The organism is Alkalithermobacter paradoxus, from assembly GCA_002029295.1.
Taxonomy (GTDB): Bacteria; Bacillota; Clostridia; order Peptostreptococcales; family Peptostreptococcaceae; genus Alkalithermobacter; species Alkalithermobacter paradoxus.
Genome location: MZGW01000001.1, coordinates 476,105 through 498,046, shown reverse-complemented (window position 1 = coordinate 498,046; position 21,942 = coordinate 476,105). Strand labels below are relative to the sequence as shown.

Here is a 21,942-nt window from a genome sequence, read left to right as displayed (position 1 = left end):
ATTATATTTTGGGGGAAGAAATGGAAACTAAATATATTGTAATTATTCAATGTGACATAGCCAAAAGAAGATGTAGCGGATCGGCATGTACAAATTCTTTTTACCAAAGAGAAGGTGAATTTCAAAGGTATCAAGATAAAGACCTAAGGTATATAGCTTTTACTTGTGGAGGATGCTGTGGAAAGGCTGTATCATCACATCTATCACATTTAAATAAAAAACTCTTATCAAAGAACAATATCAAGAAGGAAGAGGTTGTAATACACCTATCTTCATGCATGACAACAGATAATTATCACTATGACAGATGTCCAAATATAGAATATATAAAGGATATAATAAGAAAAAGAGGTTATGAAAATGTAATAGAGGGTACATATATAAGTGCTAGAGCAGAAGCTAAAAGAGAAGAAGGGATATACAATAAAAATAAACCTGAGTAATTTACCTTAGCTTAAACTTATTATCAGGATGCTCCCTATCACAGCTACAAAAGAGATTGTAGAAACTAAAGCATGATTTCTAATTTAGAAATCATGCTTTTTTATTTTAGGAGGTATTAACAAATAAATTGCATAATTCATATATTAATATATAACGATATTGACATATTTATATTCAAATAATACAATAATAAATATAGATAATAAAAAATAGGAGGAGTGTATATGGTAAAAGTTATAACTGGTAATGAATTTAAAAGTGAAGTGGAAGATTACAGTGGAGTGGCTGTAGTAGACTTTTTTGCTGAGTGGTGCGGACCTTGTAAGATGTTAGCACCTGTTCTTGACAACTTGAATGAGGAAATGAAAGATGAGGTTAAGTTCTTAAAGGTAGATATAGATAGAGAAATGGCACTTGCTCAAAGATTTAATATAACTAGTGTTCCAACTATGTTAGTATTCAAGAATGGAAAAGTTGTAGATACTATAATGGGATTCAGACCTAAAGAAATGATACAATCTCAAATAAAATCTAACTTATAAAATGGTGATTAGATGAGATATGATATAGCTATAATAGGAAGTGGACCAGCAGGATTATCCGCAGCTATAAATGCTAAGGTAAGAAATAAAAATATAATAGTTTTTGGAAGTTCAAATTTAAGTGAAAAGATAACTAAAGCACCTTCAGTTGATAATTACTTAGGTCTTTACAATCTGACTGGTGAAGAATTAAAAAATGTATTTAAACATCACATAGAAGAAATGGATATAAAAATAACAGAAGAAAGAATAAACAATGTTTATGCAATGGGAGATTATTTTGCTATAATGGCTAATGAAAAGATGTATGAGGCAAGTGCTGTTATAATTGCTACAGGAATCGAGTATACAAAGCCTATAAAGGGTGAAGAAGAATTTGTAGGGAAAGGTGTAGGTTATTGTGCTACTTGTGATGCTTCCTTATATAGAGGAAAGAAAGTTGCTATAGTATCTTATAATAGTGAAGGTGAGGAAGAAGCTAACTTCTTAGTAGAGATAGCATCTAAAGTATACTATATACCTATGTATAAGAGTGAGTATAATATAAACGAGAATATAGAAATTATAAAAGATGTTCCTTTAGAAGTAAGAGGGGATATATCTATAGATAGTCTTGTCTTGAAAAAATCTGAATTAGATGTTGATGGGATATTTTTTATAAAAAATAGTATATCACCTAAGTATTTAGTTCCAGGACTTGAATTAGAGTATGGGCATATAAAGGTAGATAGAAATATGCAAACTAACATAAAAGGATGTTTTGCAGCAGGAGATTGTATAGGCAAGCCATATCAATATATTAAGGCTGCAGGAGAAGGTCAAGTTGCTGCACTTAATGCAGTTTCTTATCTAGATAATAAAAAGCATAGCTAGGCAAAATTGCCTAGCTATTTTTAATAATGAATAGGAAATTATAGACCTCTTGAATTGTGGATAATTTATAATTTCCGTTATGAATTTCAAAAAAGTCTACCTTCAAAATCTTTCAAAGAAAGACTTTTTTATTGTTGTAATTATAAACTTAGGTTATGAATAGTATTTTAGAGGAAATCTATTTTAATAGGGTGATATATATGACTTCTTTTTTACATAATCTTGTTTATAACTGTTTGATATCATTTGGTGTAATAATAGGGGCTTCTTTGTTTGCTGGATTAGGAGCTTTGATTAATAATCATCCACCATTTAAAACTATGTTTGATGTAGCTAGTTCTATTAAAATTTGGGCGGTAGTAGTAGCATTAGGGGGAACATTCTCGTCGTTTGAGATAATAGAACAAGGTATATTCAAGGGAGAAATAAGATCTGTTATAAAGCAAATAGGATATATTTTGATAGCACTTATCGGTGCGAATTTAGGATGTGGGCTTATTAAATTAATAAGATGGTGTTCAAAATTATGGTTATCGTAAGAGGTTCTAAGTTAAAGTATATTATATTTTTACTTACGGGTACTGTGCTTGGATATATATTAGGGGTTATAAGTATAAATACTCTTATAAGTTATAGAATAGATAAATATCATGAAGAAATTACTTATCTTAATACCGTTATCGAAGATAAAGATACTAAACTTAATAAATTAGAAGAAGCTATAAATAATAGAAAATTCATACTGAAAGATATTGAAATAGTATTACTCTATGACGGAGATGATATAGAGAAACTAAAGCTAAAAAAATATATAAGGGAAAAATATAATATATTGTTAGGAAAAGAGGTAAAAAATATAGATATAGATTTGACTTGTGAGTTAATAGATAAGAGGATAATGAAAGTAGACGACAAAGAATACAAATTGACAGTAAATAAAATGGTGCTAAGTGAAATTTTGAAGCTAGTAGTAAAAATTGAAGTGCTTAATTAATGTAAAATACATACAGAATCTACCAAGTCTTATTTGATAGATTCTGTATACTTATAACCTTTTGGTTTTGCTATAATCCATTGCTGTATAGATTGATTTTTAGGCATGATATATTTGTCAAACCACATATAAAAAAATCTATGTGCAGAGAAAATATAATATCCATCTTGCATGTGATCTGATGTATCGTAAGAATCTGCAAATATTATAACATCATCTTTAATTGAGTCAGTTCCCATGGTATCATATCCTATAATAACCTGCCAGTGCCCACCCCAGTCTATCCATTCAACTATGATAGGAATATTGTTCCTCAAATTACTTATAACCCAATCTCTAAATTTCAAAGGATCATCAAAAGTATATCCATTATCTAGCTTTCCTTCTGTCAAACTAGAAGTTACATCCCAATCAATCATTTCAAAAAAATCTACGATTTTATCAGTAGATGTTCCATTTTTGCAGTTGTTAATATTATTAGATTTATACAGATCAACACTTCTAAAACATCCCATCATTGTTGCTATTTTAAATTCATCATAATCAGTTTCTCCAAAGTGATGTAGTACCATAAGAATACAACATGGACCACATGTATATTCTGTAGTTTGTTGATAAGTTTTGAATTTAGGTAATATTGTAAGTGTATCATTTGATTTTAGATTATATACGTCAAGTTGAGTAAAATAAGGAGATATCTTTTTCATTATGTCATCCTCCAAACTAAATGGATATAATATTACTTTATGATATTAGCTTGAAAGAATTTTGTTTCAAGATTTTATTATTTAAGTTCATCTATCTCATGATATTTTTTTAGATACTTAAAAAATATATATTCCATCAGCATAGAAGCGGTATGCCTAGATACGAAAGAAAAATTGTTCATATTGTATCTTATAGAATAAATAAATAAAGACATATCAGAAAGATTAGAAAGAGTATTGCATCCAACGTTAGTTAAAGAAATTACTTTAGCATTATTAGCTTTTGCGATGTTACTAGCCTTAATGATCTGCTGAGTTTCTCCAGACATAGAAATGGCAAACACAATTGAATTTTCGCTAAGTTGACTAGCGGAGGCATACATTATACTCGTATCGTCAAAATAGTGACAATTTTTTCCCAGTAATTGAAAGTGACGAGATGACTCCCTACATAAATTCCTAGAAGAACCTTCTCCATAAAAGTGAATTACATCAGCGTTATGCATGATATCTATTATTTGATCTATCACATTATCATTGATTAAGTTAATACTTTTATTTATAGCATCTATGAGAGAAATATTATCTAATTGCAAATTAGCCCTATCATTATCTTTTGATTTTAGTGACATAGCCAAGTTAGCCTTAAACTCAGAATATCCGTTAAACCCTAGTTTTTTACAAAACCTAATTATTGAAGCAGTAGATATAAAAGCTTTACTTGAAAGATCGTGAATTTTCATGTTTAAGACTTCATTGGAATTTTCAAGGATATATTTTAAAAGATGACTTTCATTTCTATTAAGAGATTGAGTCTTTGAGGAAATTTTATTAAAAAAGTCCAAACTTTTCACCACCTGATGTTTAAATATTTATAAATAATTCTCATTATACAACAAAGTGAAAAATTTTACAAAAATGAAAAAGTTCGTTTATGAAAACATTTTTTCTAAAGGTGTGAAAATGCTTTCATAAATTTCAATGCTGTTTTATAATTGAGTCATCTTAGATAAATATTTGTTAACAAGGTGCCTATAACAAATAAAATCAAGTTATTATTAAAAAAATAAATTTTGAGAGAGAGGGATTATTGTGCTTAAGAAAATAAACAGCTATTTTCAGAAGTTAGGAAAAGCATTCATGCTTCCTATAGCATTAATTTCTGTAGCAGGTATATTTTTAGGTGTTAGTGCAGCGTTTTCAAATCCTAATATAATTGCAAGATTACCTTTATTAGGAAATGAAACCTTACAATTAATATTTAGATTTACAAGGGCTATAACAGGAACAATATTTGGAAATCTACCAGTGTTGTTTGCAATATCATTAGCTATTGGTCTTAGTGATGATGAACAAGCTGTTGCAGGATTTTCAGGGTTTGTTGGATATATATTAATGAATGTAAGTATAAATTTCGTTTTAAATACAAATGGAAGGTTAGCTAGCCCTGAAATTATGAGAGAATTAGGGCAAGGGATGACGTTAGGAATTCAAACTCTAGAACTTGGAGTATTTGGTGGTATAGTTGTAGGTATGATAGTAGGATCATTACATAACAAATATTACAATATCAAACTTCCGGATTATCTAGGTTTCTTTGGTGGAACAAGGTTTGTTCCTATAGTAACAACTGTAGTTTTATCAATAGTTGGCTTAGTGTTCCCAGTAATATGGCCTCCTATAAGTAGTGTTATACATAGTGTAGGATATGGAATAGCAAGCTTAGGATATTTAGGGACATTCTTGTTTGGTGCATTAGAAAGGTTATTAATACCATTTGGATTACACCATATATTAAATGCAATGGTTAGATTTACTCCAGTAGGAGGAGAAATGATTATAGATGGGCAACAAGTTGTTGGAGCATTAAATATATACTATGCACAACTTGCATCAAAAGAAACTGTATCATTTGCAACAGATGCTACAAGATTTTTAGCACAAGGAAAAATACCTGTAATGGTATTTGGCTTACCAGCAGCTGCATTTGCTATATATAAAACTGCAAAGCCTGAGAATAGAAGCAGAATAAAAGGTATATTATTTGCAGGTGCTATAGCATCGCTTGTTACGGGTATAACTGAACCATTAGAATTCTCATTTTTATTTGTAGCACCAATATTATTCATTATACACTCTATATTATCAGGGTTATCGTTTATGTTAAATCATTTATTAGGAGTTGCAATAGGAAATACTCAAGGTGGAATTATAGATCTTGTTGTATTTGGAATGATGCAGCCGCATACTAAATGGTTGGTTACTATAGCGATAGGTGCTATATACGCACTTATATACTACTATACTTTCAAAATATTAATATTAAAATTTGATTTTGAAACTCCGGGTAGAGAAAAAATAAAAATTGAAGATAAAGTAAGTGAAGTTTTAAATTTTGATGAAGAAGCTAAGGCTATTGAGATAATAAAATGTCTAGGTGGAAAAGAAAACATAGATACTGTGAACAACTGCTTTACAAGACTTAGGGTTACAGTTAAGGATATGAGTAAGGTGAATGAAGAAGGGTTTGCTAAAACAGGTTCTATGGGTGTTGTAAAAGCAGGAGATAATAACATTCAAATAATATATGGACCTTCTGTATCAAGTATAAAAGTATCTGTAAAGAATGCTCTGAAAAAAGCTACAACATAAGTTAAAGACAATTATTATATACTGACATTAAAAATAAAGAGGTGATTTGATATGAAGAAATTTAATATAACTGTAGTTGGTGGAGGAAGTACTTGGACTCCAGGATTATTGAAAAGTTTGTGTACATTGAAGGATAGATTTCCACTCAAGAAGCTTGTAATGTTTGACATAAATGAGGAACGTCAAAATATAATAGGAGAATATGGAAAAATCCTATTCAAAGAAGAATATCCAGAATTAGAGTTTAGTTATACAACTAATCCGGATGAAGCATATTTAGACACAGATTTTGTATTTATGCAAATGAGATCTGGTGGATATGAGATGAGGGAAAAGGATGAGAAGATACCTCTAAGTATGGGTATAATAGGTCAAGAAACATGTGGACCAGGTGGATTTGCATACGGTATAAGATCTATAACAGATATGATAAAAACTATAAATGATATAAGAAAATATTCTCCAGATGCGTGGATACTAAATTACACTAATCCAGCTGCAATAGTAGCAGAAGCATTAAGAAGGGAATTTCCAAATGATAATAAAATACTAAATATATGTGATCAGCCAGTTAACCTATTAAGATCATATGGTAGACTGTTAAATGTAGATCCTAATCAATTTGAACCAGTTTACTTTGGACTAAATCACTTTGGGTGGTTCACAAATCTATATGATAAAGAAGGAAATGATTTGTTGCCTAAACTAAGAAAGATGATATTAGAAGAAGGATTTATACCAGTAGATGCTGAGCAAAGAGATCAATCATGGCTAGACACTTATTCTATGGTTAGAGATATGGTCACTGACTTTCCAGATTATTTACCAAACACATACCTTCAGTACTACTATTATCCAGAATATAAGGCTAAGAAACTAGATCCGGAATATACTAGAGCTAACGAGGTTATGGATGGTAGAGAAAAGAGAGTATTTGAGGAATGTAGAAAAGTAGTAGAAGCAGGAACTTCTAAAGGTTCTCATGTAACTCATAATGATGCACATAGTGAATTTATAATTGAGGTTGCAGAATCTATAGCATACAATCTAGGGAGAATATATATAGTTATAGTTGAAAATAATGGAATAATATCTAATATACAAGACGATGCCATGGTTGAGGTTGCTGCAGTATTAACATCTAATGGACCAAGACCAATGTCAGTAGGCAAGATAGGTACATTTTACAAAGGAATGATTGAATCTCAACTTGCATATGAAAAGCTAACAGTAGATGCGTATTTTGAACAATCATATGAGAAAGCATTAATGGCACTTACACTTAATAGAACAGTAGGATGTGGTAAGAAGGCCCGCCAAGTTCTAGATAAGTTAATAGAAGCTAATAAAGATTATTGGCCAGAATTCAAATAGAGCAAAAGGATATGAATAATTTTATTCATATCCTTTTTTAAAATAAGTGGAGGTAGATATAATGAAGTTTGTTTTAGCACCAGATTCATTTAAAGAGAGTATGACTGCAAAAGAAGCAGCGGATGCTATGGAAAGAGGAATAAGAAAAGTTATTCCTGATGCTATATGTATAAAGGTTCCAATGGCAGATGGTGGTGAGGGAACAGTACAATCACTCGTAGATGCAACAAATGGACAAGTACACTATGTAGATGTCATGGGGCCGTTAGGAAATAGCGTACGTGCACACTTTGGAATATTAGGAAATAATGAAAGTGCAGTTATAGAAATGGCAAGTGCAAGTGGGCTAGAATTACTGCAAAAGGAAGCTAGAAATCCACTATACACAACAACCTATGGAACAGGCCAGCTTATAAGGGCAGCTCTTGATAAAAATGTGAAAAATATATTAATAGGAATAGGTGGAAGTGCTACTAATGATGGTGGAGCTGGAATGATTCAAGCATTAGGTGGAAAACTGCTTGATAAAGATGGAAATGAGCTTGGTTTAGGGGCAAGGGCATTGAATAAATTGCACAAAATAGATTTATCTAATTTAGATAATAGAATAAAGAGTGTAAATATAGATGTCGCTTGTGATGTTGATAATATTCTTACAGGAAAAAAAGGAGCTTCCTATGTGTTTGGACCTCAAAAAGGTGCAACACCTGAGATGGTTAAGATAATGGATGAAAACTTAATTCATTATGCTAACATAATAAGAAAAGAATTAGATATAGATATTGAACATGTACCAGGTGCAGGAGCAGCAGGAGGCCTTGGGGCAGGGCTTATGGCGTTTTTAGGTGCAAACCTTAGGAAAGGTGTAGAGTTGGTTATTAGATATACTGGTTTGGAAGAAAAGATTAAAGGGGCTAATTATGTATTTACTGGAGAGGGAAGTATAGATAGTCAAACAATTCATGGAAAAACACCATATGGAGTTTCGATTACTGCTAGAAAGTTTGGAATACCAACTATCGCATTCGCTGGTAGAATAGGTGATGGAGTAGAATCACTATATAATCATGGAATAACTTCTATAATATGCATATTAAATGGTGTAGAAACTTTAGACGAAGCATTAAAAAATGGAAAAAAGAATATGGAACACACATGTGAAAGAATAGTAAGACTACTAATATAAATGAAACTAAAAAGGCATAAGGATAAAGTCTTATGCCTTATAAAATGATTATTTTTACATATATCTATTTAAAGAAAATACTGGCTTTAATTTTCCTATAACCTCTTTGCGATGATTTTTTAGTAGAGGGATATGTCTATAATTAAGTTCATTAAGTTCTCTATAAGATAATAGATCTAACTGTTTTAAAGTTTCTATAATAACAGGGTCAATGGCCCTCACGTTTCCATCATCTATTTTAAGACATATACCAATACCTTCATTTACTATCCCTACATTATATACAGCTTCTGCTCCTAATTTAGCAACAAGTCTACCCTTTGTTACTTTCATTAAAGCTGTATCTAGCCTATCTGTTCCTGCTACATAAAAAGGGTAACTTGTCATAGCTGTAACGATTTTTTTCATAGCTTGAGTTCTATGATGAGAAAATAACCCATCAGGCATAGAAAGTTTCGCATAGGCTAAAGCCATTTTATCTATACCCATTCCAAATACAGGCACACCACAGCCATCAATAGCCACAGCTATATCATTTTCATCTATATCACAAATTTCTGAAACGATATTAAGCATAGCCTTTTGAACAGGGTGATTTATATTTATATAATTTTGTGGACATATATCTTTTATAATAGCTAGACCTATCATTGCTGAATGTTTGCCAGAGCATGCATTATGAAGTGAGTTACATTCTTTACCTGATTTGAGAAGTTGTGCAGATGCTTTTGAATACATAGGAGGGGCAATCCCGCAATCTAAACTTTCAATAGGTACGTTTAGCTTGTTTAATATACGGTTAACTGCATTTATATGTTTGTTCTCTCCTCCGTGAGATGATGTCATTACGGATAGTTCTTCCATAGTAATATTGAATTTTTCAACTCCTCCACTTTCAACGAAAGGAATTACTTGAAAAGGCTTTGCAGCAGATCTCCATAAAGTAAATCTATTATGATCACCAACGGAATAAAGTATTTTACCATTTCTATTTACAATAACTAGATCTCCATAATGTCTACTTTCTACATAATCACCTCTCATAGCATGTACTAGCAGCTGAGACATTGAATCACTCCTTTTAATTAAAATATATAGTATAAGTATATGAGGTGTAATAAGGATATAGTATTTATAAATGTAATTCTAGAAAAATTATTAGTTATATATGGTAGAATATAATATATGCAGCATAGGTTATTTTGTAGAAAAAGGAGGAAATATGAATTATATAATTGTAACAGGAACCTCAAGAGGTATAGGAGAAGCTATAATAAGAGAATTGATACAAAAGGACAATCATTTATTTTGCATATCTAGAAAGAAGAATATGAGTTTGATATCAGAAGCTAATAGTAAGGGGGTTAATTTAGACTACTTTGAATATGATCTGAACAATCTATGCGATATTGATAAACTAATGAATGGTATTTTCGAAAAGGTGGATATGATAAGGGCTAGAGGTATATATCTAATTAATAATGCTGGCATTATATCACCCATTAAAATTATAGATAAGTGCGATAAATATGATATTATAAAGAATATAAATGTAAATCTTACAGCACCTATGTTGATGGTATCAAACTTTATAAGGTTGGCAAAGGACATAGATGCTGAGAAAAGGATAATCAATATTTCTTCAGGAGCAGCAAGTAATCCTATAGAGGGGTGGAGTTGTTATTGCAGTTCAAAATCAGGGTTAGATATGTTTACACAGTGTGTAGGGCAAGAAGAAATGAACAAGGAATATCCAACAAAAATAATATCATTTGCACCTGGAATAGTAGATACGAATATGCAAAAAGAAATAAGGTCTTCTAGTGAGGAAGATTTTCCTAATTTAGAAACTTTCATAGATTTTAAAGATAAAGGGAAGTTAAAGGCTGCAAAAGATGTAGCTAAAGTTATTAAGAAAGTATTATTTGATAAAGAATTTGAACAAGGAAAAGCTGTAGACATAAGTGACTATATATAGTTGATTAGCATAAATAATATGATAAAATTACAATCAGTACAAGGGTAAAGAATATGGAGGATATAAGATGAAGTTAATATCTTGGAATGTAAATGGTCTTAGGGCATGTGTAAATAAAGGGTTTCTAGAATACTTTAAAGATATGGATGCAGATATGTTTTGTGTTCAAGAAACTAAACTACAAGAAGGTCAAATAGACCTACAACTTGAAGGTTATGAACAATACTGGAATTATGCAGTGAAGAAAGGATATTCAGGAACAGCTATATTTACTAAGAAAAGACCTTTATCCGTTAAGTATGGATTAGGAGATGATGAACACGATCAAGAAGGAAGAGTTATAACTCTTGAATTTGAAAAATTCTATTTAGTTAATGTATATACACCAAACTCTCAAAGAGAACTTGCAAGATTAGACTATAGGATGGTATGGGAAGATGTGTTCAGAGAATATATAAAGAAACTTGATTCGAAAAAACCTGTTATTTTGTGCGGGGATCTTAATGTTGCACACAAGGAAATTGATCTAAAAAACCCTAAGTCTAATAAAAGAAATGCAGGATTTACAGATGAAGAAAGAGGAAAAATTACAGATTTATTAGATGTTGGGTTTATAGATACATTTAGACACTTTTATCCTGACAAAGAAGGTGCTTACACATGGTGGTCTTATATGGGAAAGGCTAGAGAAAGAAATGCAGGTTGGAGAATAGATTATTTTATAGTATCTAAAAGAATAAAAGAAAGTCTTATAGGAGCAGATATACATCCACATGTATATGGTAGTGATCATTGTCCTGTAGTTTTGGAAGTAGATGAAAAAAGAATATAGATAAAAAAGCACCGTACTGTCAAGACGGTGCTTTTTCTGTAGCTTACTTTTTATCTTCAAAAGTATTTTTAGCAGTAGATGTCCATTGATTATCTGTAGCTGTTTTTTCCTTTTTATTTGAAAGGTTCTTGCATTTAGAAGATTCTTGAGATACTGATATCCACTGATTATCTGTACTCGATTTTAATTTTTTGTTCACTTATAAAAACCTCCCTTAATTTTGTAGCACTGAGTAATAATAGAGTTATATTACATATATAGTATTTCACGATAAATAAATTTCTATTATACATTTATATACGTTTTTCTTTTAAGTAGTAAATCAGATATAGTATTTAAACAATCAATGAAGTTACATTTAGAGTATAATTTGAATATATTTCCTAGGTAATATAGTATTATATAATTAAAGAATAATGAAAGGAGATAAATCTATGAAATTTGGAATGAGAACTCCAAGTCTAAAAAAAAGAGTATCAGCTAGAACTAGTATAAAAAGACAAATCGTCCATAGGGCAGGATTTAAAATGCCCAGAGGATATGGGTGGATAAGAAATCCTAAAAAATATGCGTATAATAAAATATATAATAAAACTACATTCGATATATTTAAGTTGATTAAAAAATTACTCAAGTAGAAGATACTTCCTAGTAGAAATAAAACTAAAAAATAAGGAGAGAAAAATGAGAAAAACATTACAATTCAATAAAAACGACAAAGAAAGTATTTATATATCATCTATAGACGAAAAAATGAGTAAATTGATAGAAAGAGTAAACGAATGCAAGGTAGTACTTGCAGATGATTACTATCTATCCTTGATAAAAAGTATTATAGGACAACAATTATCATTAAAAGCAGCAGATACAATATATAATAGGTTTATTGAATTGTGTGAATATGTCACACCAGAAAAAATAACTAGTTTAAAAGATGAAGAGCTAAGAAGTATAGGATTATCTAGATCAAAGATTATATATATGAAAGACTTATCAAATAATGTGATAAATAAATGCATAGACTTAAATGAGATAGATAATTATGAAGATGAAGAAATAATAAAAATATTAACAAAAGTTAAAGGGATAGGAAAGTGGACTGCTCAAATGTTTCTAATATTCTCATTAGGGAGGTTAGATATTTTTTCTCCTCAAGATTTGGGGTTGAAAAAAGGGATAAAGTGGTTGTATGATTTAAATGAAATTCCAAGTGAGAAAGAAACCATGCATATGAGTGAAAAGTTTAGTCCTTATAGAACTGTACTTTCTTTATACCTTTGGGAAGCGAGTAATAAAGGATTATTAGGGGGATAATGTTATGAAGATAGTAGATTTGACTCATTTGATTCATCCGCAAATGCCTGTTTTTCCAGGAACAGAAAAGCCTATATTTGAAGATGGAAACACACTAGAAAAAGATGGATTTCTTGAAAAGAAAATAGCGATGTATTCTCATACGGGTACTCATATAGATGCCCCAGCTCATATGCTTAAAGATGGAATGTTTCTTGATGAATATGAAGTGGAGTACTTTAGCGGAAATGGATATATCATTGATTTAACAAATTCAAAATCTAAATATATTGAAATTGAAGATTTAAAGAAATACGAAGGAAAAATAAAATATGCAGATTATTTAATATTAAGAACTGGATGGAGCAAACTTTGGGGTAATGATGATTATTTCAAAGGGTTTCCTACATTAAGTTTAGATTGTGCTAATTGGATATGTAAATTCAAATTAAAAGGAATAGGAATTGATGCTATTTCTATAGATAATATAGAGTCATCTACATTTTCTGTACATCATATTTTCTTTAAAGAAGGAATGATAATCATAGAGAATTTGACGAACTTAGATCATATCGAAAAAGATACATTTTTATTTATGTGTATGCCGTTAAAAACTAAAGAGGCAGATGGCTCTCCAACGAGAGCAATTGCTATACTGTAAAGAAACACATACTAAACTTAGTATGTGTTTTATATATTCTCAATTTGCCAATCTATAGGTTTTTTGTTTATGGATAGAAGGAAGTTGTTAGTTTGGGAAAATGGCTTACTGCCAAAAAATCCTCTACTAGCAGATAGTGGGCTTGGATGTACTGATTTAATTATTTTATGTACAGGATTAGTGATAAGCTTAGTTTTGCTTTGTGCATTGTTGCCCCACAGTATAAAAACCATAGGGTCATTTCTTTTATTGAGTTCGATAATTATTTTATCAGTGAAGTGTTCCCATCCTATATTCCTGTGCGAATTAGGCTTTCCAGCTACCACAGTTAACACTGTATTAAGAAGCAAAACACCTTGGTCTGCCCATTTTTTAAGATAGCCATTGTTAGGTATAAAGCAATTACAGTCAGAATTTAATTCTTTAAATATGTTCAAAAGGGAAGGTGGAATTTTTACTGATGGTTTAACAGAAAAACTTAGACCGTGTGCTTGATTAGGTCCATGATATGGATCTTGACCTAGAATAACAACTTTAACATCACTAAATGGCGTATAATGTAATGCATTAAATATATCATTTGCATCAGGATATATAGTTTTAGTTTCGTATTCATTTATTAAGTATTGTCTTAAATTTAAATAGTATTCTTTTTCTAACTCTTCTTTCAGGTATGTATTCCAATCATTTTTGAATATATTCATAATATCACCCGCAAAAAATTATATCATAGTTTTTTAATAATAAGTATAGTATGCACATTAAATCTTAAATTATAAAATATATATTGACAAATTAAGATTAGTTATATAAAATGTATAATACAAACAGGAAAACGATATATAGTAGGATTGTGACTGGTGATGCAGGCAAGACCTAAATTGTAAAGTGTAATACTATTTACATTTTGCGATTTTAGGTCTTTTTTTGTATCAAAATTAAGTTAAAAAATACATTGGGCCTAATGTATAGTTTGTTTGAAAAAGTTCATTTACTATATACAAATATGGAAAGGATAGATGAATATGGATATAAAAACATTATCTTCACGTATTTTAGAATTTATAGGTGGAAGAGAAAATATAGAGAGTGCTGCCCATTGTGCAACAAGACTTAGGATTGTTTTAAAAAATGAAAGTATAGTAAAAAAAGATGAAATAGAAAATCTGCCTGATGTTAAGGGTTGTTTTTCAACGGGTGGACAGTTCCAAATTATCTTAGGTCAGGGACTTGTAAATAAGGTTTATACGGAAATGATAAAACAAGGAGATATAGAAAATAGTTCTACAGACGATGCGAAAAAAGCTGCTATGAAAAATATGAATCCTCTTCAAAGATTTGCAAGAATGCTATCTAATATATTTGTACCTATAATACCAGCTATTGTAGCAAGTGGTCTTTTGATGGGAGTACTTGGAATGTCTACAAGGTTTGGATGGGTTGAAGGGGATACAGGTTTATTTACACTTTTAGATATGTTCTCTAACTCTGCATTTGTATTTTTACCAATTCTAATAGCATTTAGTGCAGCTAAAGAGTTTGGAGCTAATCCATATCTAGCTGCTACATTAGGGGGTATTTTGATACATCCTGCCCTACAAAACGCATGGACTGTAGGTGGAGGGATCGAAAAAACTATAGATGTATTTGGATTAAGAATAGGAATGGTTGGATATCAAGGGACAGTATTACCTATATTAATAGCTGTATATGTTATGGGAATTGTTGAAAGAAACTTAAGGAAAGTCGTACCAAATTCGTTAGATATAATACTTACTCCATTTTTAACATTAATGGTAAGTGGATTTATATCATTGATAGCTATAGGACCTTTAGGAAGATTACTTGGAGATGGAATTTCAACGCTGCTTACAGTAGTATATGAAAATGCAGGTATATTGGCAGGACTATTATTTGGTGGAACTTATTCTTCCATAGTAATTACAGGAGTACATCATAGTTTCCATGCTATAGAAGCTGGATTGATTGGAAGTGTAGGGGTAAATTTCCTGTTACCTATCTGGTCTATGGCTAATGTAGCCCAAGGTGGCGCTGCTACTGCTGTATACTTTAAAACTAAGGATCAAAAAATTAAATCTATAGCTCTTCCTGCTGCTACATCATGTTTATTAGGTATTACAGAAGCTGCAATCTTTGGAGTTAATCTAAGGTTAGTTAAGCCATTTATAGCAGCTGCAATAGGTGGTGCGATAGGTGGAATGTATGTTGTTGCAACTAAGGTAGGAATGACTGCATTAGGAGCAACTGGTATTCCTGGTATAGCTATAACAGATATAAACTCAATGTTTAACTATATAATTGGTATGGTTATAGCATTTGCAGGAGCATTTATAGCTACTTATGTATTAGGATTTAAAGATTCAAATTAATATGAAAATAGCTTGCAATATTAATGTTGCAAGCTATTTTTGTGCACAAATATAAAAAAGATGAATATCATAGTAGCAAAATATTAAAAATCAAAGAAGGTGCTATTATGAGTTATAATTATTTAAGTAGAAAAGATAGTTTGAAAATTATACTTAGAGGTGTTGTTGCTTTAGTTATGTTGATTATATTTGATAACCTAGGAGCAAGTTCTAGCTCACAAGGAATAGTAGGACTAATTTATAAGTTAGGATTTTTAATATCATTTATATTAATGCTTCAGCTTCCTTGTGGAATATATGAACTTATTGCAGGATTTTTTAGGGAAAAATGAAAAGAAACTGAGTGTTTACTTAAATAAAATTATGTAACCATAAAAAAGAAGTTCATTTCTATGAACTTCTTTTTTATGCTTCCATGTGGTTAACTCTTACTCCATCTAGGGAAGTAAGATCATTTAGCATGTTGTTTATTCTGCCTTTCGTTGCTCTAACATTCAGAGTGATTAATCCTGTGTTTATCTCTTGTGGATCATGCATTCCGAACCTAGATAGAATCATATCTCCATTTCTTGTTAATATTTCCTGAACTTTAGGAGCAGAGTCTGTTCTTTGATCTACTCTAATGCTTACAACACTTAGATTATCCATAATTCACCTCCTGATGTATATTTTAGACACATTAAAAATTTATATGCAAAACAGATATAGATTATTTATAAGATATTCCTTGCATAAAAGAACTACTAACTCTATAACCAAATTCTTCAAAATCATAATATCTGTTTTGACCTGTACTATCTTGAGCTATAATTCCTGATTCTAAAGAGTATTCAACAAGAACTAAATCTTTGTCCATTAACATATCTTCTATCTCGTATATAGCTTCAACACACTCATCATTGTTTGAAATTATTTTAAAATCTCTCATGATATAAATCCTCCTTTATTTTGAATATATTTTTGCCAAACTTTATAAAATAATTCTTAATAGGAAGTAAGTTAGTTGTTCTATAAAATCTATAAAAGCATATATTTTTATTGTAAAAATCAAAATCACGAAGGAGGCACTAAAGTGGGGGATGTATATCTACTTAATAAAATTGATACGTTCTTAAAAGAAATTTGTACAGATAGAAATATAAAAAAGATAAACCAAATGTCTATAGTCGTAAGTAAACAAAGTCATATTCATGAAGCTAATTTACACGAACATCTTAAGAAACATAATGTTAGCGTAATAGGAGATTGGACATCTATAGATGTTAAGAAAGATGAGATACCTCCTGAAACTGCTATAGTAACAAATATTGAAGTGGATTATGAATAAAACCTCTTTCTATGGAAAATATATTTGAAAGAGGAGAGTGATTGTATGAAGGAAAGAAAGTTTTTGAAAGGTGAGTATGAAGATGCAGTTGACCATGCTAAACAAATGCTAGATAAGGGTATAGGAATGGCTGAAATACTAGAAACTACAAATCTTACAGAAAAAGACGTAGTAAAGATACAAAATAAAATAAAAGCAGAATTTAATGATGAGTAAAAGTAGGATAAAAAACTAAAAATAGGAGCAATATAAGAATACCCCAAATATCAAAGGAGGTATCCTTGTATGCGTGAAGGTTTAATACCAACGGCTTTAGGCACCGTCGTAACAGCAACAGGTACAGCTCTAAGGCTAAGAAATATGAAAAAAAGAGACTTAAAAAGAAGAAATCTAATGCCGATGATTGAAGCAGGAGTAATAGGTCTTGGACTTGCACATATAATACTTGGATCTATTGACCTTGCTCAAAAGAAAAAACACTAGTTCAAAATAGAAGAAGAACCGAAATGGTTCTTCTTTTTAATTACTTTTCCTTGTTATTTTGAATTAAAAGTTTTTCTCCCATTTCTACAAGTTTTCTAGTCATATGTCCACCGACATATCCTGCCACAAGTCCATTTTCTCTAGATGTTAAGTTAGACTTATCGACTGATGAATCATGTGAAATACCAAGTTCATTAGCTATTTCATATTTCATTTTATTTAAGGCTTCTACAGCGTTAGGATTTATAGGTTTTTTAGACATACTATTCACCACCTTTTGTATATTGATTAATATTATCTTGCACAATTTTTAAATTGTGATACACATAATTGATTTACATCCATAAAGTTAGATATCATAAAATTTTTTGTATTCAGATATATTATATAGATTAGAATTATAGGGGGGGTTAAATGTTAACACAAGTTATTAGTCTACTTTCTAACATTATTTTAACTGATAATAATAGGCATAGCATATTGATAATAATTATAGGAATTATTGTAATATGCCTTAAGCTTCTAACAAAATATATACAAAAGATTAAAATAAATAAAAAAAGTAAAGAATTAATTAAACAAAATAACAAATATATAAATCAAATGATAAGTGAATATATAGATGAGGTTAAATACATAGCTTCTCGATATGAAATAGACAAAAATAATATACTAAAATATGAATATATAAAAGAAGAAATAAATAAAGATTATTATGCTAATATAGAAGAATTTTTAAGATCAAATGAATCTATATACAAAGATAAAAGAGATATAGAGATGAAGATTAATAAATTAATGATCTATATACAGAAATATGGAAATAATATTAAAGCAATAAAGAATATAAGTTTAGATAAAATACTTCAAAAAATCTTAGATGATTATTCTGAGTTTTTTAATAAAAGACAGGAACTTGAAAATAAGATTAAAATAAAAAATAAAAGAATGGAGTATGAAAATACCTTAATTGAAATTGTAAGACAAAATTCAGAACAAAAAAATATAAAGTATATGGGGGATATAACTATAAATATTGATGAAAAGTACTTAGATTTAGGATACATAATATTATCTAATTCAAAGTTGTATTCTATACATATAAAATATAAACAAGGTATAGATGATGGAGAAACACTTATGATAGATAACTATGGACACACTACACTAGAAAAAATAGATGGTTCCAAAGTGCATATTGACAATCCTATACATGAAGTTAGTTATATAAATAAGGTAAAATTTAATATTAACAAGGAACTTCATGCTAAGTATGGTAGTAAAGCACCATATATACACATAGAACCTATAATTATATTTGCTAATAATATAAAAATTCACAATAAATCTAAGTTTTGTGTATTGAGTGTTCGAGAGATAGATAATATATTGAGATACATAAATCATGGAATGAAGATACAACCTCATTATTATGATGATATTGAAAGAATACTAAGAAATATTAGTACTCAACCTAGATATGAAGAAAACTGCATGGTTAGTATGAAAGAAAATTATGAAGTGCTTCAATGTTATAGAAACTTTGTGTATGCTATAGATGCTATAAGTGAAAATATGATTGACTTTATTAAAGGAACACAATATGAAAAAAAGAGCAATATAAAATACAAATTGTAAGGATTCATAAGGATTATTCACAGATAAAATATATTAAATAAGAAAAGTATATTCTGTGTTTGATTTTTTATAACACATAGGAAATTATGTATTTAAAATAAATTGTGGGAAAGTTATAATTTACGTAATGTGTTTTAATAAAGTATTCTTTAATTAAATCTTTCAAAGAAAGAGTTTGTTCTATATAATATAAATTAATTACTAATGACAAATGGAGTGAAAAAACTATGGAAAAAGCTTTAGACATAATAAAAGATAGAATTTTAACGTATGAACAAAAGGTAATTGCTCTTGCTAGATGTTGTGAAAACGATATTAATGTATTAAATATAAACGATAGGATTCAACAATATAGAGATGAAGGAATAATTTGCGACCTATTCGAAGGAAATGCACCTTATAGACCAAGATATGTTGTTCCCGATTATGAAAAATTTATGAAAGAAGGAAGTGAGTTTCTAAAACTTAATCCTCCGAAAAATATATGGGAGGCAACTAATAATCTTTTAATATTATATAAACATGTACCTTCTATAACATCATTTCCTGTGTACATAGGGAACATAGACACTTTATTAGAGCCTTTCATAGATGATGAAGATGAAGCATTTAATGCTATAAAGTTATTTTTAACACATATAGATAGAACTTTAACAGATTCATTTTGTCATGCAAATATAGGTCCTTACGATACTAGAGCAGGAAGATTAATATTAAAAGCCGAGAGAGAGCTTCAAAATGCTGTTCCGAATATAACGTTAAAATATGGGGAGATGACACCTGAAAGCGTATGTATTGAAGCTATAAGTACTGCTCTAGTAACTGCAAAGCCTAGTTTTGCAAACCATGGCATATTTAAGAAAGACTTAGGAGAAAATTATGCAATAGCAAGTTGCTATAATGGATTAAATATAGGTGGGGGGAGTCATACACTTGTTAGATTGAATTTAGCTAAGTTATCAAGCAAAGGGTCGAGTGTAGAAGATTTTATTGATAATATATTACCTGATGCAGTAAATAGAATGATAGAGTATATGGATGAAAGAGTCAGATTCTTAGTTGAGGAAAGTAACTTCTTTGAGTCTAGTTTTTTGGTAAAGGAAAAGTTAATTTACAAAGATAAATTTACAAGTATGTTTGGAATATTTGGTTTAGCAGATTGTGTAAATAATTTTATGGGGAACAAAAATTTAAAAGGTAGGTTCGGTCATAGTCATGAAGCTGATGAATTAGGTATAAAAATTATAGAGAAAATTCAACAAGAGGTTAATAAATATAACAATCCTCATTGCAAGATTACAAAGGGCAAGTATCTGTTACATGCACAGGTTGGTATTGACTTAGACAATGGAATTAGCCCTGGATGTAGAATACCTATAGGTGAAGAGCCTGAACTTCATCAGCACTTAATACAATCTGCTAAATTTCATAAATATTTCCCTTCAGGCATAGGGGATATTTTTACATTTGATAGTACATCAAAACAAAATCCTAAGTATATACTAGATATAATTAAAGGTGCATTTAATATAGGAATGAGGTATTTTTCACTATATTCTACAGATTGTGATGTTGTCAGAATTACAGGGTATCTGGTTAAAAAATCAGATATGGAAAAATTAGAAAAAGGAAATCAAGTTCTTCATGATACAGTTGTTCTGGGACTTGGATCTGTTAAAAATCAGAATATATTAGGTCGAAAGGTAAGAAAAAATGTGTAGTGCTTTGGTTAATAAAATCATTCATTTTAGCTCAGTCGATGGTCCGGGAAACAGAATGGCAATATTTTTGCAAGGATGTAATTTTGACTGCCTCTACTGCCATAATCCTGAAACCATAAACACGTGTAGTCATTGTAAAGTATGCTCAAGAGAGTGTGAAAGCAACGCTATAAGTATAATTAAGGACAAAATAGTGTGGAATAAAACTCTTTGTAAAGATTGTGATAAGTGTGTAGTTACTTGTACGAAAAATAGTTCTCCTAAAACTATTCAGATGAGTGTTGAAGATATATTAAAAGAAATAAAGAGAATAAAGCCTTTTATATCAGGAATAACCGTTTCTGGTGGAGAATGTACATTACAATCAAATTTTGTAACCAAACTCTTTAAAGAAGTTAAAAACATAGGATTATCTACATTTTTAGATACTAATGGATATTTGCCATTAGATGAGATGTGTGAATTAGTTAGTGTTATGGATATGGCTATGATTGATGTTAAATCATATGATTCTAAAGAGCATATGATGTTAACCGGTAAAGATAATAAAACAGTAATAGAAAATGTAAAATACATTTCAAATATAAACAAGCTTTACGAAGTAAGAACTGTTATAGTTCCTGACATCTTAAATAATTATTACAATGTTGACATGATAAGTAAACTAATTGCATCATTAAATTCAAATATAAGATATAAACTGATAAAATATAGGCCTATAGGTGTAAGAACTGAGATTATAAAAAGTTATACACCTGATGAGAAAACTATGAATGGATTGTCAGAATTAGCAAGAAGAAACGGGTGTGAAAATGTAATTGTAGTCTAACGATTAAAAATAAGGACC

General features: G+C 29.9%; 29 protein-coding genes. 21 read left to right on the top strand and 8 right to left on the bottom strand.

The genetic code is table 11. The features are described from left to right. Positions 1 to 20: 20 nt before the first annotated feature. The 5 genes from CLOTH_RS02640 (at position 21) to CLOTH_RS02620 (ending at position 2,853) form a co-directional block, all read left to right on the top strand. Positions 21 to 443, top strand: a complete 423-nt coding sequence (locus tag CLOTH_RS02640; RefSeq protein WP_079410936.1) for a CGGC domain-containing protein — start codon at positions 21 to 23, stop codon at positions 441 to 443. A gap of 225 nt (positions 444 to 668) precedes the next feature. Beyond that, complete coding sequence (trxA, locus tag CLOTH_RS02635) at positions 669 to 986, top strand: thioredoxin (protein ID WP_079410934.1); 318 nt, start codon at positions 669 to 671, stop codon at positions 984 to 986. A 12-nt stretch (positions 987 to 998) separates the two neighbouring features. Continuing rightward, the gene (locus CLOTH_RS02630; RefSeq protein WP_079410932.1) at positions 999 to 1,859 is read left to right on the top strand and encodes an NAD(P)/FAD-dependent oxidoreductase; all 861 of its coding nucleotides are present in this window, start codon (positions 999 to 1,001) and stop codon (positions 1,857 to 1,859) included. 200 nt (positions 1,860 to 2,059) lie between these two features. Beyond that, entirely contained in the window at positions 2,060 to 2,398 is a 339-nt protein-coding gene (locus tag CLOTH_RS02625; protein WP_079410930.1) for a YtrH family sporulation protein, read from the top strand. Beyond that, a complete protein-coding gene (locus CLOTH_RS02620) occupies positions 2,386 to 2,853 on the top strand; it encodes a hypothetical protein (RefSeq protein WP_079410928.1) in 468 nt (155 codons plus the stop codon). Before CLOTH_RS02625 ends, CLOTH_RS02620 begins: the two co-directional genes overlap by 13 nt. A 29-nt stretch (positions 2,854 to 2,882) precedes the next feature. On the opposite strand, the gene CLOTH_RS02615 is transcribed toward CLOTH_RS02620, so the two are convergent. Both CLOTH_RS02615 and CLOTH_RS02610 read right to left on the bottom strand, forming a co-directional pair. After that, positions 2,883 to 3,560 carry a C39 family peptidase gene (locus CLOTH_RS02615; RefSeq protein WP_079410927.1) on the bottom strand — a complete coding sequence of 226 codons (678 nt, stop codon included), beginning with the start codon at positions 3,558 to 3,560 and terminating at the stop codon, positions 2,883 to 2,885. A 77-nt stretch (positions 3,561 to 3,637) separates the two neighbouring features. After that, entirely contained in the window at positions 3,638 to 4,414 is a 777-nt protein-coding gene (locus CLOTH_RS02610) for a MurR/RpiR family transcriptional regulator (protein ID WP_331721980.1), read from the bottom strand. A gap of 238 nt (positions 4,415 to 4,652) precedes the next feature. Between CLOTH_RS02610 and CLOTH_RS02605 the strand changes: the two genes are divergently transcribed. The 3 genes from CLOTH_RS02605 to CLOTH_RS02595 all read left to right on the top strand — a co-directional run bounded on the left by CLOTH_RS02605 (position 4,653) and on the right by CLOTH_RS02595 (position 8,772). Further along, entirely contained in the window at positions 4,653 to 6,212 is a 1,560-nt protein-coding gene (locus CLOTH_RS02605) for a PTS transporter subunit EIIC (RefSeq protein WP_143715404.1), read from the top strand. A 51-nt stretch (positions 6,213 to 6,263) separates the two neighbouring features. After that, positions 6,264 to 7,586, top strand: a complete 1,323-nt coding sequence (locus CLOTH_RS02600; RefSeq protein WP_079410923.1) for a 6-phospho-alpha-glucosidase — start codon at positions 6,264 to 6,266, stop codon at positions 7,584 to 7,586. Positions 7,587 to 7,647: 61 nt separating this feature from the next. Continuing rightward, complete coding sequence (locus CLOTH_RS02595) at positions 7,648 to 8,772, top strand: glycerate kinase family protein (RefSeq protein WP_079410922.1); 1,125 nt, start codon at positions 7,648 to 7,650, stop codon at positions 8,770 to 8,772. Positions 8,773 to 8,826: 54 nt separating this feature from the next. Here CLOTH_RS02595 and CLOTH_RS02590 read toward each other — a convergent pair whose 3' ends face one another. After that, positions 8,827 to 9,840, bottom strand: coding sequence for an asparaginase (locus tag CLOTH_RS02590; RefSeq protein WP_079410920.1), 1,014 nt, complete (start codon positions 9,838 to 9,840; stop codon positions 8,827 to 8,829). 154 nt (positions 9,841 to 9,994) lie between these two features. Between CLOTH_RS02590 and CLOTH_RS02585 the strand changes: the two genes are divergently transcribed. Continuing rightward, complete coding sequence (locus CLOTH_RS02585; RefSeq protein ID WP_079410918.1) at positions 9,995 to 10,750, top strand: (S)-benzoin forming benzil reductase; 756 nt, start codon at positions 9,995 to 9,997, stop codon at positions 10,748 to 10,750. A 67-nt stretch (positions 10,751 to 10,817) separates the two neighbouring features. Next, the gene (locus CLOTH_RS02580) at positions 10,818 to 11,582 is read left to right on the top strand and encodes an exodeoxyribonuclease III (protein ID WP_079410916.1); all 765 of its coding nucleotides are present in this window, start codon (positions 10,818 to 10,820) and stop codon (positions 11,580 to 11,582) included. Between the two features lie 43 nt (positions 11,583 to 11,625). Here CLOTH_RS02580 and CLOTH_RS10695 read toward each other — a convergent pair whose 3' ends face one another. Next, positions 11,626 to 11,781 (bottom strand): hypothetical protein, encoded by a 156-nt coding sequence (locus CLOTH_RS10695; protein WP_169835114.1) that lies wholly within the window; start codon positions 11,779 to 11,781, stop codon positions 11,626 to 11,628. 235 nt (positions 11,782 to 12,016) lie between these two features. On the opposite strand from CLOTH_RS10695, the gene CLOTH_RS02575 reads away from it, so the two are divergent. From CLOTH_RS02575 to CLOTH_RS02565, 3 genes are read left to right on the top strand one after another with little or no spacing between them, the layout of a single operon-like run. Continuing rightward, a complete protein-coding gene (locus CLOTH_RS02575; protein WP_079410915.1) occupies positions 12,017 to 12,220 on the top strand; it encodes a hypothetical protein in 204 nt (67 codons plus the stop codon). Between the two features lie 46 nt (positions 12,221 to 12,266). Beyond that, a complete protein-coding gene (locus CLOTH_RS02570) occupies positions 12,267 to 12,896 on the top strand; it encodes a DNA-3-methyladenine glycosylase family protein (protein WP_079410913.1) in 630 nt (209 codons plus the stop codon). Positions 12,897 to 12,900: 4 nt separating this feature from the next. Continuing rightward, a complete protein-coding gene (locus CLOTH_RS02565; RefSeq protein WP_079410911.1) occupies positions 12,901 to 13,536 on the top strand; it encodes a cyclase family protein in 636 nt (211 codons plus the stop codon). Positions 13,537 to 13,565: 29 nt separating this feature from the next. On the opposite strand, the gene CLOTH_RS02560 is transcribed toward CLOTH_RS02565, so the two are convergent. Continuing rightward, positions 13,566 to 14,240 carry a uracil-DNA glycosylase gene (locus tag CLOTH_RS02560; protein WP_079410910.1) on the bottom strand — a complete coding sequence of 225 codons (675 nt, stop codon included), beginning with the start codon at positions 14,238 to 14,240 and terminating at the stop codon, positions 13,566 to 13,568. Positions 14,241 to 14,561: 321 nt separating this feature from the next. Between CLOTH_RS02560 and CLOTH_RS02555 the strand changes: the two genes are divergently transcribed. Further along, positions 14,562 to 15,926, top strand: a complete 1,365-nt coding sequence (locus tag CLOTH_RS02555) for a sucrose-specific PTS transporter subunit IIBC (protein ID WP_079410908.1) — start codon at positions 14,562 to 14,564, stop codon at positions 15,924 to 15,926. A 41-nt stretch (positions 15,927 to 15,967) separates the two neighbouring features. Next, positions 15,968 to 16,258, top strand: coding sequence for a hypothetical protein (locus tag CLOTH_RS02550; protein ID WP_143715402.1), 291 nt, complete (start codon positions 15,968 to 15,970; stop codon positions 16,256 to 16,258). Between the two features lie 73 nt (positions 16,259 to 16,331). Here the strand turns inward: CLOTH_RS02550 and CLOTH_RS02545 are convergent, their stop codons facing one another. Then, positions 16,332 to 16,574 carry a hypothetical protein gene (locus CLOTH_RS02545; protein ID WP_079410904.1) on the bottom strand — a complete coding sequence of 81 codons (243 nt, stop codon included), beginning with the start codon at positions 16,572 to 16,574 and terminating at the stop codon, positions 16,332 to 16,334. A 61-nt stretch (positions 16,575 to 16,635) separates the two neighbouring features. Continuing rightward, a complete protein-coding gene (locus CLOTH_RS02540) occupies positions 16,636 to 16,854 on the bottom strand; it encodes a hypothetical protein (RefSeq protein ID WP_079410903.1) in 219 nt (72 codons plus the stop codon). A gap of 144 nt (positions 16,855 to 16,998) precedes the next feature. Between CLOTH_RS02540 and CLOTH_RS02535 the strand changes: the two genes are divergently transcribed. The 3 genes from CLOTH_RS02535 (at position 16,999) to CLOTH_RS02530 (ending at position 17,736) form a co-directional block, all read left to right on the top strand. After that, positions 16,999 to 17,253 carry a hypothetical protein gene (locus CLOTH_RS02535; protein WP_079410901.1) on the top strand — a complete coding sequence of 85 codons (255 nt, stop codon included), beginning with the start codon at positions 16,999 to 17,001 and terminating at the stop codon, positions 17,251 to 17,253. Between the two features lie 45 nt (positions 17,254 to 17,298). Continuing rightward, positions 17,299 to 17,469: a hypothetical protein gene (locus tag CLOTH_RS10690; protein ID WP_169835113.1), complete on the top strand. Its 171-nt coding sequence runs from the start codon at positions 17,299 to 17,301 to the stop codon at positions 17,467 to 17,469. A gap of 69 nt (positions 17,470 to 17,538) precedes the next feature. Then, positions 17,539 to 17,736, top strand: coding sequence for an asparagine synthase (locus CLOTH_RS02530; protein ID WP_079410899.1), 198 nt, complete (start codon positions 17,539 to 17,541; stop codon positions 17,734 to 17,736). A gap of 40 nt (positions 17,737 to 17,776) precedes the next feature. Here CLOTH_RS02530 and CLOTH_RS02525 read toward each other — a convergent pair whose 3' ends face one another. Then, positions 17,777 to 17,998: an alpha/beta-type small acid-soluble spore protein gene (locus CLOTH_RS02525; protein ID WP_079410898.1), complete on the bottom strand. Its 222-nt coding sequence runs from the start codon at positions 17,996 to 17,998 to the stop codon at positions 17,777 to 17,779. A 152-nt stretch (positions 17,999 to 18,150) separates the two neighbouring features. Between CLOTH_RS02525 and CLOTH_RS02520 the strand changes: the two genes are divergently transcribed. From CLOTH_RS02520 to CLOTH_RS02510, 3 genes are all read left to right on the top strand, one after another. After that, the gene (locus CLOTH_RS02520) at positions 18,151 to 19,374 is read left to right on the top strand and encodes a hypothetical protein (protein ID WP_079410896.1); all 1,224 of its coding nucleotides are present in this window, start codon (positions 18,151 to 18,153) and stop codon (positions 19,372 to 19,374) included. A 227-nt stretch (positions 19,375 to 19,601) separates the two neighbouring features. Then, positions 19,602 to 21,095, top strand: coding sequence for a YjjI family glycine radical enzyme (locus tag CLOTH_RS02515; protein WP_079410895.1), 1,494 nt, complete (start codon positions 19,602 to 19,604; stop codon positions 21,093 to 21,095). Further along, positions 21,088 to 21,924, top strand: a complete 837-nt coding sequence (locus CLOTH_RS02510) for a YjjW family glycine radical enzyme activase (RefSeq protein WP_079410893.1) — start codon at positions 21,088 to 21,090, stop codon at positions 21,922 to 21,924. The genes CLOTH_RS02515 and CLOTH_RS02510 overlap by 8 nt, the downstream gene beginning before the upstream one ends. Positions 21,925 to 21,942 lie beyond the last annotated feature (18 nt).